Genomic DNA, 15387 nt, shown 5'->3' on the forward strand with positions numbered 1-15387 from the left:
CAGCTACCGGCTCCGCGGCAGGGGCATCGACAGCCTCCCGAGCATCAGAACCCAGGATCCGGCAGACTGAGCAAACGACAACCAGGTGGCCTAGTTTTCACCCGTCGTTTTGGCCGGTTCTTCAACCGTCGCCGACAGCGAACGCGGGCACCGCCCCCCGCGACGGCCCGTCGATGAGTTCTACGAATCGTTACCGACACATTCATATCCCTTGGTCGCTCCCCCAACCAGCAAAGTGCTGATGCGGAAACGATTGCACACGCGCCGCAGCACCACCGTGGGCCTTAATGGGGGGACACAGAATCGGCGGACCACGCACCAGGCGGTACTGGGCCAAACCGTCGGGCCGGTACCACACATAGATGACCTTGCCACTCCAGGAAGCGACGGCCCTCTTCCATCATGGGCCGCCGACCCGACCCTCGTCCGAAACAAGGCGGCACCCAAGGAACCTTTCGCAGCCGTTCTCCTTTGGCGCCGATCCCCGTGGTTTGACCGGTTCCTCACCCGCCGCCAATAACCATCAGCGTGGCGCGGCGACACCGGTTCGCGGGACTTTCGCGATGGCGTCCAGGCGCAGAGGTCTGCCGAAGTCGCGGATCTCATGGAGAGTCGGACAGATCCAGCCACCCTCGTCGAATTCGTTCCACGCATAAATCAGAACTGTGTTGGCCGGCGCATCCGTGGGGTGAGTGTTGCCCCATCGGATGGCTCCGGCGAGGTGAGTTGCGATTTCCCCGGGAGTTGCCTGTTGCCCCCAGTTGTCCTTCAGCGGTGTGTAGTCGGCGATCCAACTCACCGGGTAGTCGTATCGTGGACGGTTGTCCCAGCCCGTGGAGACGGTCGGCACGACCTGGCCAGCGTTCGTGGCGTACTCGCTCCACAGCTGGGTTTCAGCTGCTGCGACACTGTCGTAGGTTGCGCCGTTGCTGCCGCCGGTCGCGTATCGGCTCACGGCGTCGGCCCCAACCGCGCTCCTCAGGCTCGCCGCGCTCTGCGCCGTCCAGGCCATGACCACGATATACGGGTCCGCCAACCCAAGCTCGGCCGCCTTTGCGCGGACCTTGGCGACCTTGGCTGCGTCCGCGCCGGACAGAAAATAGAGCAGCGGGCGACCGCCAAGCACCTTCTGGTAATTCGATTCCGCGAATTGCGGCGCGAGTACGGCGAGATTTGTGTCGAAAGCACCCGTGAAGTTGCCGTCCAGAAGCGCACACCAACTGATATCGGTCTTGTGCTCGCTGGACAGGTACAAGTTCCGGGCTCGTGACAGCGGATCTTGGGGGTAGTACACGAACGCCCAGTAGTCGATGCCTGCTGCGGCTGCGTACTGGATCTCCTGGTCCATGATCGATTGCGTAGCGCCGTTACTGTTCACCGACTCGGTGACAGCGATATTTGCATTGTCGATGTATAGGTCCGAGGTCAGCGTCTCGTTGGTTCGAAGCGTGAGAGTGTCGAATGTTGCCGCGGGTACGAGCAACGGCGCCTTGCTCATCCGCCTTACGCCGTTAACGTAGACGTCGACCCACGGCCTCGCCTGAGGCGGTGCCGGGTCTGCGATCACCTTAAGCGAGTACCAGGTGTCGTCCGCGATGTCCTGTAGTTTGCTCCAGCTGCCGTCGGGGGCGCGCATCACCAGATGCTTGCCGCTAGCATCTGTCGTTGTTGCGATGTCAACCACTGCGGTCGAGCCGCTGATTAGAAGTGCCCGCGCCCATTTTCCGGCAACCATCTCCTTCCAGTCCCAATTCACGGTGACAGCGCGACTCTGCGTTGCGAACTTCCGCGTCATCGCTGCCGGTGACGTCCCCGACTCGTCGTGCAGGTGGACACACTTGCCCGCGCGGTCAGTCGCGTCCACGACAGACACGGAGGAGCCCACAGCGGCGGAGACGGCCCATCCGGACGGGGCCGTGCCCGTGGCCTCCGTATCGAAGCCTTGATCGACAAGCAACCGTTCCGGCACCGTGACGTGTGCGTAGAACGGCAGACGGAACTGGTACTCCTGCGGCGACAACGTGCGATTCACCGTGGCGCCGACGTGCCACTCGCTGCCGACCCAGGCGTCCCAGCGGATCGCACCGACCAGCGTCCGCTCCGACCGCACCCTCGTCGCCGGCGCGGCAGCTGCGGGGCACGGCAGCCCCAGGGCCGCGCCAGCCGACACGGCTGCAGCCGCCTTGAGGATAGTCCGGCGGCTCCAGCCGGCAGAGTCCCATTCGGAAACAGACATGACTCATCTCCAATCGCCCGGCAAACCTCAGAGCCGGAGTGCGAAGGCGCGGGTTCAATAGGACCAAGTCGTCTTCGCTGTCCGTCTGGTCTTATCCACGTCAATGTGGCTTCTGTGGGGAGAGCTCTTGGTCGCCTCGCCCTTTCCTGACTAATCATGGCGCGACCTCGCGGCGCGCGCCTTTGCTCGGGTTGACGGAAAGTAGGACGAAAATGCCCGGGTGCTGTTCGAGCGACGATCGCGCCATCAGCGAGGCGGTGCCCCAAGTCGTTGGGCGTCGCGATCACGTGCTCATTAAGACCTTCTGCAGCGACCGCATGCCAGTCCAGCGCCCAAGAGCGCCTGGGTGAGAAGTCCGTCCATCATCGCCATGCGTATGGTGGCCTGATTGTTGCTGGCCATGAGGTTGTTGACGTTTCTTGGGGTGACGGCGGGCCGCCCACGTGCGCGTGGTCGGCGGCGGAGCAGGCAGCGCCGTCTGGATGCAGATGCTCGCCGACGTGCTGGGGCGCACCGTCATCGTTCCGGGCGCCCCCCGCTATGCCGGCGTGCTGGGCGCGTACGCGGCCGCTGCCACCGCGCTCCGCGATCCCGGTGCGCCCGCCGCCCTCAGGGTCTCGCCCGCCCGACCGGTCACCACATTCACCCCCGATCCGGCGGCGACCGAGGTCTACGACCGGCTGTTCGCCATCTCCCAGCGCCGCTATTCGGCACTGGCGCAGATTTTCGCCGATCTCAACGCCCCCACGACGACCCAGGAAGGGACGAAACCGCGCTCATGAAAGTGCTTCTCTCCGAACTCCGGCAGGAGACCAACTCCCTTAGCCCCACCACCTCCGGCCTGGACTACTGGCGCTCCGCGGGGTGGGTGCTCCCACCCGCCGAGGTCGAGCCGGCACTCCGCGGCAGCGGCAAGGCGCTTGCCGGCATGATCGGCGAGGTCGAGCGACTCCAGCCGGACGCGGAGCTGATGTTCGGGCCTGCGATGTATGCGCAGAGCGGCGGTACCGCCGAGCAGGACGTGCTCGAGCACTACTGGGAGATGCTCCTCCCGGTGCTGCAGGAGCACGCACCGTTCGATGTCGTGCTGCTTTCGTTCCACGGTGCGCTGCAGACCACCCTGCACGACGACGCCGAGGCCGAGGTGCTGAGACGGGTGCGAACGGAGCTCGGCGACGATGTGGTCATCGGCGTCTCCACCGATCTGCACGGCTACGTCTCGGCTGGATTCGCGCGCGGCGCAGACATCATCTGCGGCTACCAGACCTACCCGCACATAGATTTCGTAGAGACCGGCGCCCGTGCGGCCCGCTTCGCACTGCGTCAGACGGAGCCCGATGCCCAGGTGCACCTGGCGTGGGTGCCGGTTCCGCGGTGCGCGCCGCCGGTCGTGCTGACGAGTCCGCAGCTTTGGTGCGATAGGTGAACAGCCGGGGGGCGTCCCGTTCAGACTGGAGACCCACAGGGATCGCCGTGGCTCACTCACGGTGACGCTGCCCTTCTCGGTCAGGCCCGGCAGTGGCTGGGACAACTGGAAGGCGGAGATCGCCGCGTTGAGCGGCTTGAGGTACTTCTCGTGCCGCCCGAATGCGAGTTCACGCACCATTGAGCGGATGCCGTCCGCACCAACGATGAGATGAAATTTCTCGCGTGTGGTGTGGCCCGTCGAGCCAACGGTCAGATCTACGATGACACCATCCGGGCGTTACTCGACTGCTGTGGGTGCCGTTTCGAACCGTCCTGGTTCTCGAAGCGGGCGACCGGGTAGGCGATCGCTGCTGGATACCCGAGAGGCAGCTGAACTAGCACGTCGAACCAATGCTGGACCCGTTCGGACCGGTCCACCCGGCCCTGGTTAGGCTCGTGTCCGAGGGCAGCGCCATTGAATGTGTGTCGCGCTAGGGGTGGCGGGGGGACCGCCTTCAACCGATTCGTTTTGTGTGCGGGAACGGGATCGACTTGGGTGCCGTGATCATGGATCGACATGTCGCGTACCGTTGGGCGACGCCGGAACGGGCGAAGCTACTCGGTGGTCATCCGGCTGCCTGTGCCGTTCGGAGGACGGCCTGCACCCAAGGTGCTCACGACCAAGGCGGATGACCACGCCAGTCGCTCTTGATGGCGAAACGGGGGTGTGGATTCGCGACTGCGCCGCTCGTCGGCATGGAAGCGGATCCAACTACTTCGCCACGAGGGTCGTCTGGAAGCTGTACATGTCGGGCCGGTAGCAGTGGTGGCCGAACTCGACGGCACGACCGGAGGCGTCGAAGGCGACGCGCTCCATGGTGAGGACGGGGCCGCCTTTGTCGATGTCGAGCAAGTCGGGCTCGTCGCCGTGGGCGCGGCGCGCTCCGATCTTCTGGTTGGCGACGCGGATGGTGACGCCCCGTGCGCGCATGATCTCGTAGAGACCCTTCTGCTGCAGTTGCTCGGTGGTGATGTCGGCGAACTCGAGCGGCAGGTAGTTCGTGAGCACCGCGACTGGTACGCCGTCGGTGGAGCGCTGCCGGCGCAGGTAGACGATGTCGGAGCCGACCGGAACGCGCAGCGCTTCGGCGGTGGCGGGATCGGCCGGCCGGGTGTCGTGCTCGAGCACGAGGGTGCCCGGTTCGTGCTGGGAGCTCTTGAGGTCCTCGTAGAGGCTCGTGAGCTCGACCTGGCGGGTCACCTGTCCCTGCACGACCTGCGTGCCGATGCCGCGGCGGCGCACGAGGAGCCCCTTGTCGACGAGCTCCTCCATCGCGCGGCGGATCGTGGGCCGTGAGAGGCCTGCCCGCTGGCCGATCGCGATCTCGTTCTCGAGTCGTGCGCCGGCGGGGATTTCACCGGATCGGATCGCCTGCTCGATGGCTGTTGACGCCTGGTAGTACAGCGGCACGGGACCGGTGCGGTCCAAGCCTGCGAGCAGTTCGTCGATCTTGACCACGTCGTCTGCCAAAAGTTGCTCCAAGTCCCGACAGTATAATGTCCCGACAATCGTACATCGATAGGACTTTGTCAGTCCACGACACGCTCAAAGGGTGTTGCACCATCCAGGCTTGTGCTATTGTCAGGACAAATAACCCACCGATACGCGGCTCTCGAGACGCGTAGAGAGCTGTACAGCGGAGTATGACCGAGAACTCTTCTCCCCTCGACGTCCTGGCCTTCGGGCGCCTGGGCGTTGACATCTACCCACTCCAGTCCGGAGTCGGGCTCGAGGATGTGCAGACGTTCGGTAAGTTTCTCGGAGGCAGCGCGGCGAACGTGAGTGTCGCCGCGGCCCGTCACGGGCACCGCGTCGGCCTCATCGCAGGCGTCGGCGACGATCCCTTCGGCCGATACCTTCTCGCCGAGCTCGAGCGGCTGGGGGTTAACAACCGCTACGTGCAGACCGACTCGACGCTGAAGACCCCCGTGACGTTCTGCGAGATCTTCCCGCCCGACGACTTCCCGCTGTACTTCTACCGCGACCCGAAGGCACCCGATCTCGATGTCGCGCCGGCCGATCTCGACCTCGACGCCATCCGCTCGGCACGCATCTTCTGGTTCACCGCCACCGGGCTCAGCCAGGAGCCTAGCCGTGCCGCGCACCATGCCGCGCTGCAGGCACGTAGTTTGAGCGAAGGCGCGAGCGGCAACACCGTGTTCGACCTCGACTATCGGCCGATGTTCTGGGCGGACCCCGCCGAGGCGAGCGTTCAAGTCGCAAGCGCCCTCGAGCACGCGACTGTGGCCGTCGGTAACCGCGAGGAGTGCGAGGTCGCCGTCGGCGAGACCGAGCCCGAGCGTGCCGCCGACGCGCTGCTGGAGCGCGGCGTCGAGCTCGCCATTGTGAAGCAGGGCCCGAAGGGCGTGCTCGCCAAGACCCGCGAGGAGTCCGTCATCGTGCCTCCCTATGGGGTGGACGTGGTCAACGGACTCGGCGCCGGCGACGCCTTCGGCGGTGCGCTGTGCCACGGACTGCTCTCGGGCTGGGACCTCGAACACATCCTCCGCTTTGCGAACGTCGCCGGAGCACTTGTCGCGTCGCGCCTGGAGTGCTCCACCGCGATGCCGACCGCTGAAGAGGTCACGGCCATCCTGCGGGCAGGAGCTGCCCGATGACCCGGTACCTGACCGCGGATAGCTTCGCGCGGCTCCGCGACATCCGCGCGACGCAGCCCGCCGCGATCGGTGCGATGCTCGCGGACCGCCGCCGGCGCGACGTGTTGTGCGGCGACGGCCGGCTCTTCATCGTTGCCGCCGACCACCCGGCTCGCGGCGCGCTCGCCGTAGGCAAGAACCCGACGGCCATGGCGGACCGCTACGAGCTGCTCGACCGGCTCGCGACGGCGCTCAGTCGGCCCGGAGTGGATGGCGTGCTCGGAACGCCCGACATTATCGACGACCTCGCGGCGCTCGGACTGCTCGACGACAAGATCATCGTCGGATCCATGAACCGCGGCGGCTTGCGCGGTGCCGCGTTCGAGATGGATGACCGCATGACCGCCTACGACGTGCCCACCATGGTCGCCTCCGGCATCGACTTCGCCAAGACCCTGGTCCGCGTCGATTTGGACGACCCTGGCACCGTCTCGACCCTGACGGCGATGACGGACGCCGTCACCCAGGCATCAGCGGCCGGTCTGCCTATCATGCTCGAGCCGTTCCTCAGCCGACGGGTCGACGGCCGAATCATCAACGACCTGTCGGCGGATGCCGTCATCCTGTCGATTGCGATTACCTCGGGTCTCGGCGCCTCAAGCGCCTACACCTGGATGAAGCTGCCGGTCGTCGACGACATGGAACGCGTGATGGCAGCCACCACGATGCCGACGCTGCTGCTCGGCGGCGACGCCGGTGTCGATCCCGACGAGACGTTCGCCGCCTGGGAGGAAGCGCTGTCGCTCCCCGGCGTGCGCGGGCTGACCGTGGGTCGCACCCTTCTCTATCCGCCCGACGATGACGTCGCCGCCGCCGTTGACATCGCGGCGGGCCTCGTCCACACCGACCTCTGAACCCTCTCGTACGAAGGCCATCCCCATGAGCATCACTGAGACCACCTCCACGCCCGCATCGTCTGACACGGATGTCCGTGTCATTTCGCACTGGATCGACGGCGCCGAGCGCGCGTCGACGAGCGGTCGCACCGCCCCCGTCTACAACCCGGCGACCGGCGCGGTGACCGCGCAGGTTGCCCTCGCCGACCAGTCCGAGATCGACGCGGCGATCGCGTCGGCCGTGGCCGGCTTCCAGGAGTGGAGCGGCTACTCCCTCGCCAAGCGCCAGAGCGTGATGTTCGCGTTCCGTGAGCTGCTGAACTCTCGCAAGCGGGAGCTGGCCGCGATCATCACCGCCGAGCACGGCAAGGTCGTCTCGGACGCGATGGGCGAGATCCTTCGCGGCCAGGAGGTCGTCGAGCTCGCGTGCGGGTTCCCGCACCTCATCAAGGGCGCGTTCAGCGAGAACGTCTCCACCAGCATCGACGTCTACTCGCTGAAGCAGCCGCTGGGCGTGGTGGGCATCATCTCGCCGTTCAACTTCCCGGCGATGGTGCCGATGTGGTTCTTCCCCATCGCGATCGCCGCGGGCAACGCCGTCGTGCTCAAGCCCTCCGAGAAGGACCCGTCGGCCGCGCTGTGGCTCGCGCAGCTGTGGAAGGAGGCCGGTCTTCCGGACGGCGTGTTCACTGTGCTGCAGGGCGACAAGCTCGCCGTCGACGGCCTGCTGACCTCGCCCGACGTGCAGTCGATCTCGTTCGTCGGCTCGACCCCGATCGCCCAGTACATCTACGAGACCGCCTCGAAGCACGGCAAGCGGGTGCAGGCGCTCGGCGGCGCGAAGAACCACATGCTGGTGCTTCCGGATGCCGACCTCGACCTGGTCGCCGACGCCGCGGTCAACGCGGGCTACGGCGCCGCGGGCGAGCGCTGCATGGCGATCTCCGTCGTGCTGGCCGTCGAGCCGGTCGCCGACGACCTGATCGCGAAGATCTCGGAGCGCATCGGCCGGCTCCGCATCGGCAACGGTGCGGGACAGGACGGCGTCGAGCCTGACATGGGACCGCTGATCACCGGTGTCCACCGCGACAAGGTCTCCGACTACGTCGACATCGCCGAGCAGGACGGCGCCGACATCGTCGTCGACGGCCGCGGCTTCACCGTCGACGGTCACGAGGACGGCTTCTTCTTCGGCCCCACCCTCATCGACAACGTCCCGACCACCTCGCGCGCCTACCAAGAGGAGATCTTCGGTCCCGTCCTGTCGGTCGTCCGTGTGCAGTCCTACGACGAGGGCCTGGACCTGATCAACTCCGGCCAGTTCGGCAACGGCACCGCGATCTTCACCAACGACGGCGGGGCGGCCCGCCGCTTCCAGAACGAGGTGCAGGTCGGCATGGTCGGCATCAACGTGCCGATCCCCGTCCCCGTCGCCTACCACTCGTTCGGCGGCTGGAAGAAGTCCCTGTTCGGCGACGCGAAGGCGTACGGCGTGCACGGGTTCGACTTCTTCACCCGCGAGAAGGCCATCACCAGCCGCTGGCTCGACCCCGCTACCCACGGCGGCATCAACCTCGGCTTCCCGCAGAACAACTGACAGACCTGCCGCGGCCGTGACTCCGGCCGGACTCGCGGCCGCGGCAGCCGCTGACACAATCAATGTACGAGAGCACGATATGAGCACTTCGGACCAGCGTTGGTTCCACCCTCGAGGCGACCTCGCCCGCGCCGGGTGGGAGAGCGTCGTCGACGCGACGACTCCCGGATGGCAGCACACCGGCATCCGCGTGGCGGACCTCGCTGACGGCGAGCACCTGACCCTCGACGAGCGTGGTGTGGAGCGGATCGTCGTTCCGCTGGCAGGGTCGTTCCATGTCATGCATCGCCATTTCCCGGGGGAATGGGAGACGCGCCTGCACGGCCGCGCCTCGGTATTCGACGGGCCGACCGACGTGCTCTACCTTCCAGCAGGGACAACGGCCGAGATCCGCGGCCATGGCCGCGTCGCGATCGCTGAGGCACCGACGAGCGAAGCCCGGCATTGGCAGTACATCACCGCGTCGGACACCCTGGTCGAGCTGCGCGGCGCGGGCCGCTCGAGCCGTCAGGTGCACAACTTCGGCACGCCGCAGTCGATCGACGCGGCACGACTGATCGTGTGCGAGGTGATCACGCCAGCCGAGAACTGGTCGTCATACCCGCCCCACAAGCACGACGAGCACGTGCCCGGTCACGAGTCGCGCCTCGAGGAGATCTACTACTTCGAGACGGCGCCGGTAGCGGGATCGGATGCCTCGGCCGAGACTTCGTTCGGCATGTTCAGCACCTACTCGTCCCCAGCGGGCGAGATCGACATCAACGCGATGGTGCACACCGGCGACATCGCCCTCGTGCCCTACGGCTACCACGGCCCCGCCGTCGCCGCCCCGGGGTACGACCTCTACTACCTCAACGTCATGGCCGGCCCCGACCCTGAACGGGAGTGGCTGATCACGGACGACCCCGCGCACGCCTGGGTGCGCGACACCTGGACCGGGCAGAGCGTCGACGAGCGGCTGCCTTACACGAACGACAAGGAAGGCGACCGCTGATGGGCGCGACGAAGCGGATGACGGTCAGCCAGGCACTCGTGGAGTTCCTGGCCCACCAGTGGACCGTGGACGGCGACCTCCGGGAGCGGACGATCCCCGGCATGTTTGGCATCTTCGGCCACGGGAACGTGGCCGGCATCGGCCAGGCGCTGAAGCAGTTCAACGTCGAGAATCCCGACCTGATGCCGTATCACCAGGCGCGCAACGAGCAGGCGATGGTGCACCAGGCCGTCGGCTACGCCCGTATGCACCGCCGCCGCGGCACCTACGCGTCCGCGGCGTCGGTCGGCCCGGGCGCCGCCAACATGCTCACCGCCGCGGCCCTTGCCACAACGAACCGCCTGCCGGCGCTGCTGCTGCCGAGCGACACGTTCGCGACTCGGGTGGCCGACCCGGTGCTGCAACAGCTCGAGCAGCCGTGGGACACCGGCATCCAGGTGACCGACGCGTTCCGGCCGCTGTCGAAGTTCTTCGACCGCGTGCAGCGCCCCGAGCAGCTGTACTCGATCGCCCTCGCCGCGATGCGCGTGCTCACCGACCCGGCCGAGACTGGCGCCGTGACGATCGCGCTCCCCGAAGACGTGCAGGCCGAGGCGCTCGATGTGCCCCTGGAGTTCCTACAGGATCGCGAGTGGCACCTCCGCCGTCCGCTGCCCGAGCGCGGGCCGCTCGCCCGTGCCGTCGCCGCGATCCGCGGCGCAAAGAACCCATTCATCGTCGCCGGGGGTGGGGTCCTCTACTCCGGCGCCGAGGAGCAGCTCCGCGCACTCGTCGAGGCCACCGGCATCCCGGTCGGCACATCACAGGCCGGCGGTGGCGTGCTGAACTGGGATCACCCGCAGAACCTCGGCGGCGTCGGTGCGACCGGCACGCTCGCCGCCAACCTCCTCGCGGCCGAGGCTGACGTCATCATCGGCATCGGCACGCGCTACAGCGACTTCACCACCGCGTCGCGCACCGCGTTCCAGAACCCCGACGTGGTGTTCGTGAACATCAACATCGCGTCCTTCGACGCCTACAAGCACGGCTCACAGCAGCCGGTCATTGCCGACGCCCGCGAGGCGCTGGCGGAGCTGTCGATCGAGCTCGAGGGCTTCGAGATCTCGCGTGAGTACAGCGAGCGCATCGCCCGGGAGAAGGCGGAATGGGATGCGGCGGTCGACGGCGCGTTCGTGCCGTCAGGGCTCGCTCTGCCAGGCCAGCCCGAGATCATCGGTGCCGTGCAGTCCACCAGCGCCCCCGAGGACGTCATCGTGCAGGCGGCCGGCTCTCTCCCGGGCGACCTGCACAAGCTGTGGCGCGTGCGCGATCCGCTCGGCTACCACGTCGAGTACGCGTTCTCCTGCATGGGGTACGAGATCGCCGGGGGAGTGGGCGCGAAGCGGGGCCTTCTCGCCGACGGCGACGACCGCGATGTGATCGTGATGGTCGGCGACGGCTCGTACCTGATGCTCAACACCGAGCTCGTCACCGCGGTCGCCGAGGGCATCAAGCTCATCGTCGTGCTGATCCAGAACCACGGCTACGCGTCCATCGGGCACCTGTCGGAGACGGTCGGCTCCGAGCGGTTCGGCACCTGGTACCGCGAGTACGACGACCAGGCCCGCAACTTCCAGGGCGAGAAGATCCTCCCCGTCGACCTCGCGATGAACGCCCGCAGCTATGGCCTCGACGTCATCGAGATCGAGCCGGCGGCCTCGGCCATCGACGACCTCAAGGCGGCCGTCGCGCAGGCGAAGGCATCCGAGAAGTCCACGTTCATCCACATCAACAGCGACCCCCTCATCTACGCGCCCGACGGCGCCGGCTGGTGGGACGTGCCGGTGCCCGAGGTCTCCACCCTCGCGAGCACGCAGCAGGCGCGCGACGAGTACCTCACCCAGCAGGCGAACCAGAAGCCCCTCCTCGGCTGAGCCTGCCGAAGCTTGATCGACCCCCTTCAACGGAGAACACCATGACTGACACCAATCCCGCAGACTCCGACGTCGTCGTCCACCAGGGCGCGGGCCTGCGCATCGGCACCGCACCCGACTCGTGGGGCGTCTGGTTCCCGGACGACCCGAAGCAGGTGCCGTGGCAGCGCTTCCTCGACGAGGTCGTCGCCGCCGGCTACACCTGGATCGAGCTGGGCCCGTACGGCTACCTGCCGACCGATCCGCACCAGCTCGAGGACGAGCTCGGCTCGCGCGGCCTCAAGCTTTCGGCCGGCACCGTGTTCACCGGCTTCCACAAGGGCGACGACCAGTGGCAGCGCGCGTGGGACCAGGCTCTCGCCGTTGCCGGTCTCGCGTCGAAGCTCGGTGCCGAGCACCTCGTCGTGATCCCGGACCTGTGGCGCAGCGACGCCACGAGCGAGGTGCTCGAGTCGCGCACCCTGACCGACGAGCAGTGGAAGAAGCTCGCCGCCGGTCACGACCGCCTCGGGAAGGCGCTGCTCGAGGAGTTCGGAGTCAAGCAGCAGTTCCACTCGCACGCCGACAGCCACGTGGGCACCACCCGCGAGGTCGTCCGCTTCCTCGACGAGACCGACGAGCGCTACACGAACCTGTGCCTGGACACCGGCCACTTCGCGTACTACGGCGGCGACAACGTCAAGCTCATCCTGGAGCGCCCCGAGCGCATCGGCTACCTGCACCTCAAGCAGGTCGACACGTCGCTGCTGTTCGACGTGCTGAAGAACGACGTGCCGTTCGCGGATGCCGTCTCCCAGGGCATCATGATCGAGCCGCCGCACGGCGTACCCGACCTCGCACCGATCATCGAAGCGGTCGCCGCGATCGACCCCGACATCTTCGCAATCGTCGAGCAGGACATGTACGGCTGCGACGTCGACTACCCGTTCCCCATTGCCAAGCGCACGCGCGAGCACATCTTCAGCTGCACGCACTTCGCGCGGGTCCACTGACCCTGGAGACAATTGAGATGAGCAACGACCTCCGCGTCGGCGTCGTCGGCGCCGGCCTCATGGGCGCCGACCACATCGCCCGCATTACGAACCGCATCGCCGGCGCCGTCGTCTCGGCCGTCGTCGAGCCCGACCAGGGCCGCGCCGCCGCGGCCGTCGTGCACGCCCCCGGCGCACAGACGTTCGCCCGCATCGAGGACGCGATCGCCGCCGACGCGGTGGACGCGGTACTCATCGCGGTGCCGGGACAGTTCCACGCGCCGGTGCTGGTGCCGGCGCTCGAAGCGGGCCTGCCCATCCTCTGCGAGAAGCCGCTTACGCCCGACTCGGCGACCTCATGGGAGATCGTCGAGCTCGAGCAGAAGCTCGACAAGCCGCACATCCAGGTCGGCTTCATGCGCCGCTTCGACCCGGAGTACGCCGCCCTCCGCAAACTCATCACCTCTGGCGACAACGGCGACCTCGTGATGCTCCGCGCCGTGCACCGCAACCCGTCGGTGCCCGACTCGTACACGCAGACGATGCTCATCACCGACTCCGTCGTGCACGAGTTCGACGTCGTGCCATGGCTCGCCGGCTCCACGGTGAAGAGCGTCGAGGTGAAGTACCCGCGCCGCAACTCCCTGAGCCCCGAGCACCTGCGCGAGCCGATCCTCGTGCTCATGGAGCTCGAGAACGGCGTGCTGGTCGACGTCGAGATGAACGTCAGCGTGCAGTTCGGCTACCAGGTCGCTACCGAGGCCGTGTTCGAGCAGGGCATCGCCCGCATTGGACAGCCCTCGGGCCTGCAGCAGTGGCGCGACGGCCGTCTCACCATCGCAGACCACGTCAGTTTCACCACGCGCTTCGCGACGGCGTACGACGAACAGATCCAGCGCTGGGTGAACGCGGTGCGCAGCGGCTCGCTCGTCGACGGCCCCAACGCATGGGACGGCTACCTCGTCGCCCTCGCGTGCGAGGCCGGTGTCAAGGCACTCGACGGCGGGATCATCCCCGTCGAGGCGCCCGAGCGTCCCGCCTTCTACGCCTGACCCCACGCCTCGCCTCAGGAGACACGACACCATGGTCCGAATTGCGCTCGATCCCACGCCGTACCACCACGATTTCTCGCTCTTCGAGTTCCCCGAGGTCGCCGCGCGGCTCGGCTACGAGCACCTGCAGCTGACACCGCACGCCGACTTCTCGCCGTTCTTCCGCTACCCGAAGGCCGACGACGACCTCGTCGCGACCTTCAAGAAGGCCGCGCGGGACGCCGGAGTCGGCATCCCGGCGATCCTGCCGGTGCAGCGAATCTCGTGGCCCGACGAGCCGCAACGCCAGGCGGCGGTACGCAACTTCCGCCGGATCATCCAGCTGGCGGTCGAGCTCGAGATCCCGGTGATCAACACCGAGTTCTCGGGCAGGCCGGAGCGGTCGGAAGACAGCGAGGACGCGTTCTACCGCTCGATGGAGGAGCTGCTGCCCCTCATCGAGCAGGAGGGCCTGCGCCTGAACATCGACCCGCACCCCGACGACTTCGTCGAGGACGGGCTCGAGGCGTGGCGGGTGCTCCGCGGGCTCAACTCGAAGGCCATCGGCTTCGTGTATGTCGCCTCGCACACCTTTCACTACGGTGACCGCGGGACCACCCTGCTGCCCGAGGTCGGCGACCGCCTGGGCGCCGTCTACACCGCCGATACGTTCGACCACCGGCGCTCGCACGGGTTGCGCTACATCTCGAACCCCCCAGGGAACGAGGCGCGCATCCACCAGCACCTGCGCATCGGCGACGGTGACGTGGACTGGAGCGAACTGTTCGACACGCTTCGCGCGATCGGCTACCTCGAGAGGGACGACGCGCTCATCGTCTCGAACGTCTTCGCAGAGGACGAGACCGCCGACGAGGTGTCACGCTTCCAGCTCCGGCGCCTCCGCGAACTCATCGGCTGAACCGCCGCTCTCCGAACGCCGACGACGCCTCGCGCCGTCGGCGTTCGCCGTCTCTCCGAAAGGATCCCATGCACAAGCTGTCCATGAACGTCACGACCACGTTCCACGGCAACATCGTGAACGACATCCGCATCGCGAAGGAGGCGGGCTTCGCCGGCATCGAGCTGCAGACGCCCAAGCTCTCGCGCTACCTGGACGCCGGCTTCACCGCCGAGTCGCTGCTGCCTCACCTCGAGGGCATCACTGTCACCGGCGTCGGAGCCGTGCTCGATGCCGAGCACGAGGGGGACGGGCGCGAGGCGTTCCTCGATGAGATCGAGCGGCTGTCGCGGGTCGCCGCCGTGGTCGGCGCTCCCATCGTGCAGGTCTGCACGGGCCCCGTGAGCTGGAATGTGGTCAAGGACTTCCGCGCCGGGCGGCTGGCGCCGGACGACCCGCGTTACCGAGGCACCCTGGGGGCGACGGACGCCGACGCCGTCAGCGCTGTCGTGCGAAACGTCCGCGATGCCGCCGACATCGCGGCCGACCGCGGCGTCGGGCTCTTCCTCGAGCCGCTCGCCTGGTCGAACGTCAACCGGCTGTCGCAGGGGCTGCGCATCATCGAGGAGGCCGGCCGCGACAACGTCACGATGTGCGTGGACTTCTGGCACTTCTGGACGACGGGGGACACCCTCGAGGAGGTCGCGGCGCTGCCTCGCGAGGTGATCGGCATGGTGCACGTGTGCGACGGCCTCGACCTCGACCGCGAGAACCAGGTGCCTGACC

Annotated in this window: 13 protein-coding genes; 11 read left to right on the top strand and 2 right to left on the bottom strand. The window is 67.3% G+C overall.

What is annotated here, in order from left to right:
* Positions 1-523: 523 nt before the first annotated feature.
* Positions 524-2236 carry a hypothetical protein gene (locus ACTHNQ_RS15975; RefSeq protein WP_440334950.1) on the bottom strand — a complete coding sequence of 571 codons (1713 nt, stop codon included), beginning with the start codon at positions 2234-2236 and terminating at the stop codon, positions 524-526.
* Positions 2237-2685: 449 nt separating this feature from the next.
* Here ACTHNQ_RS15975 and ACTHNQ_RS15980 point away from each other — a divergent pair, with 449 nt between their 5' ends.
* Together ACTHNQ_RS15980 and ACTHNQ_RS15985 are read left to right on the top strand one after the other, a co-directional pair.
* Positions 2686-3018, top strand: coding sequence for an FGGY-family carbohydrate kinase (locus ACTHNQ_RS15980; protein WP_440334962.1), 333 nt, complete (start codon positions 2686-2688; stop codon positions 3016-3018).
* A complete protein-coding gene (locus ACTHNQ_RS15985; protein WP_440334951.1) occupies positions 3015-3662 on the top strand; it encodes a M81 family metallopeptidase in 648 nt (215 codons plus the stop codon). Before ACTHNQ_RS15980 ends, ACTHNQ_RS15985 begins: the two co-directional genes overlap by 4 nt.
* 753 nt (positions 3663-4415) lie before the next feature.
* Here ACTHNQ_RS15985 and ACTHNQ_RS15990 read toward each other — a convergent pair.
* Positions 4416-5186: a GntR family transcriptional regulator gene (locus tag ACTHNQ_RS15990; RefSeq protein WP_440334952.1), complete on the bottom strand. Its 771-nt coding sequence runs from the start codon at positions 5184-5186 to the stop codon at positions 4416-4418.
* 161 nt (positions 5187-5347) lie between these two features.
* Here ACTHNQ_RS15990 and iolC point away from each other — a divergent pair, with 161 nt between their 5' ends.
* The 9 genes from iolC to ACTHNQ_RS16035 all read left to right on the top strand — a co-directional run.
* Positions 5348-6322 (top strand): 5-dehydro-2-deoxygluconokinase, encoded by a 975-nt coding sequence (iolC, locus tag ACTHNQ_RS15995; RefSeq protein ID WP_440334953.1) that lies wholly within the window; start codon positions 5348-5350, stop codon positions 6320-6322.
* Positions 6319-7215, top strand: a complete 897-nt coding sequence (locus ACTHNQ_RS16000; protein WP_440334954.1) for a class I fructose-bisphosphate aldolase — start codon at positions 6319-6321, stop codon at positions 7213-7215. The genes iolC and ACTHNQ_RS16000 overlap by 4 nt, the downstream gene beginning before the upstream one ends.
* Before the next feature lie 25 nt (positions 7216-7240).
* Positions 7241-8794, top strand: coding sequence for a CoA-acylating methylmalonate-semialdehyde dehydrogenase (locus ACTHNQ_RS16005; protein WP_440334955.1), 1554 nt, complete (start codon positions 7241-7243; stop codon positions 8792-8794).
* Between the two features lie 79 nt (positions 8795-8873).
* Positions 8874-9788, top strand: coding sequence for a 5-deoxy-glucuronate isomerase (gene iolB / locus ACTHNQ_RS16010; RefSeq protein ID WP_440334956.1), 915 nt, complete (start codon positions 8874-8876; stop codon positions 9786-9788).
* Positions 9788-11701 (top strand): 3D-(3,5/4)-trihydroxycyclohexane-1,2-dione acylhydrolase (decyclizing), encoded by a 1914-nt coding sequence (gene iolD, locus ACTHNQ_RS16015; RefSeq protein ID WP_440334957.1) that lies wholly within the window; start codon positions 9788-9790, stop codon positions 11699-11701. Before iolB ends, iolD begins: the two co-directional genes overlap by 1 nt.
* Before the next feature lie 41 nt (positions 11702-11742).
* The gene (locus tag ACTHNQ_RS16020; protein WP_440334958.1) at positions 11743-12693 is read left to right on the top strand and encodes a sugar phosphate isomerase/epimerase family protein; all 951 of its coding nucleotides are present in this window, start codon (positions 11743-11745) and stop codon (positions 12691-12693) included.
* 17 nt (positions 12694-12710) lie between these two features.
* Positions 12711-13724: a Gfo/Idh/MocA family protein gene (locus ACTHNQ_RS16025; RefSeq protein ID WP_440334959.1), complete on the top strand. Its 1014-nt coding sequence runs from the start codon at positions 12711-12713 to the stop codon at positions 13722-13724.
* Positions 13725-13755: 31 nt separating this feature from the next.
* On the top strand, positions 13756-14622 hold the full coding sequence (locus ACTHNQ_RS16030) for a sugar phosphate isomerase/epimerase family protein (RefSeq protein WP_440334960.1): 867 nt from the start codon (positions 13756-13758) through the stop codon (positions 14620-14622).
* Positions 14623-14690: 68 nt separating this feature from the next.
* Positions 14691-15387 (top strand): sugar phosphate isomerase/epimerase family protein (locus ACTHNQ_RS16035; RefSeq protein WP_440334961.1); only part of this gene is annotated, 697 nt, incomplete at its 3' end.

The organism is Microbacterium sp., assembly GCF_051953575.1.
Lineage (GTDB): Bacteria > Actinomycetota > Actinomycetes > Actinomycetales > Microbacteriaceae > Microbacterium.

Coding starts and splice junctions, on each gene's coding strand:
- ACTHNQ_RS15975 (WP_440334950.1), bottom strand. CDS start 2,236: ATGTCTGTTTCCGAATGGGACTCTGCCGGCTGGAGCCGCCGGACTATC.
- ACTHNQ_RS15985 (WP_440334951.1), top strand. CDS start 3,015: ATGAAAGTGCTTCTCTCCGAACTCCGGCAGGAGACCAACTCCCTTAGC.
- iolC (WP_440334953.1), top strand. CDS start 5,348: ATGACCGAGAACTCTTCTCCCCTCGACGTCCTGGCCTTCGGGCGCCTG.
- ACTHNQ_RS16000 (WP_440334954.1), top strand. CDS start 6,319: ATGACCCGGTACCTGACCGCGGATAGCTTCGCGCGGCTCCGCGACATC.
- ACTHNQ_RS16005 (WP_440334955.1), top strand. CDS start 7,241: ATGAGCATCACTGAGACCACCTCCACGCCCGCATCGTCTGACACGGAT.
- iolB (WP_440334956.1), top strand. CDS start 8,874: ATGAGCACTTCGGACCAGCGTTGGTTCCACCCTCGAGGCGACCTCGCC.
- iolD (WP_440334957.1), top strand. CDS start 9,788: ATGGGCGCGACGAAGCGGATGACGGTCAGCCAGGCACTCGTGGAGTTC.
- ACTHNQ_RS16020 (WP_440334958.1), top strand. CDS start 11,743: ATGACTGACACCAATCCCGCAGACTCCGACGTCGTCGTCCACCAGGGC.
- ACTHNQ_RS16025 (WP_440334959.1), top strand. CDS start 12,711: ATGAGCAACGACCTCCGCGTCGGCGTCGTCGGCGCCGGCCTCATGGGC.
- ACTHNQ_RS16030 (WP_440334960.1), top strand. CDS start 13,756: ATGGTCCGAATTGCGCTCGATCCCACGCCGTACCACCACGATTTCTCG.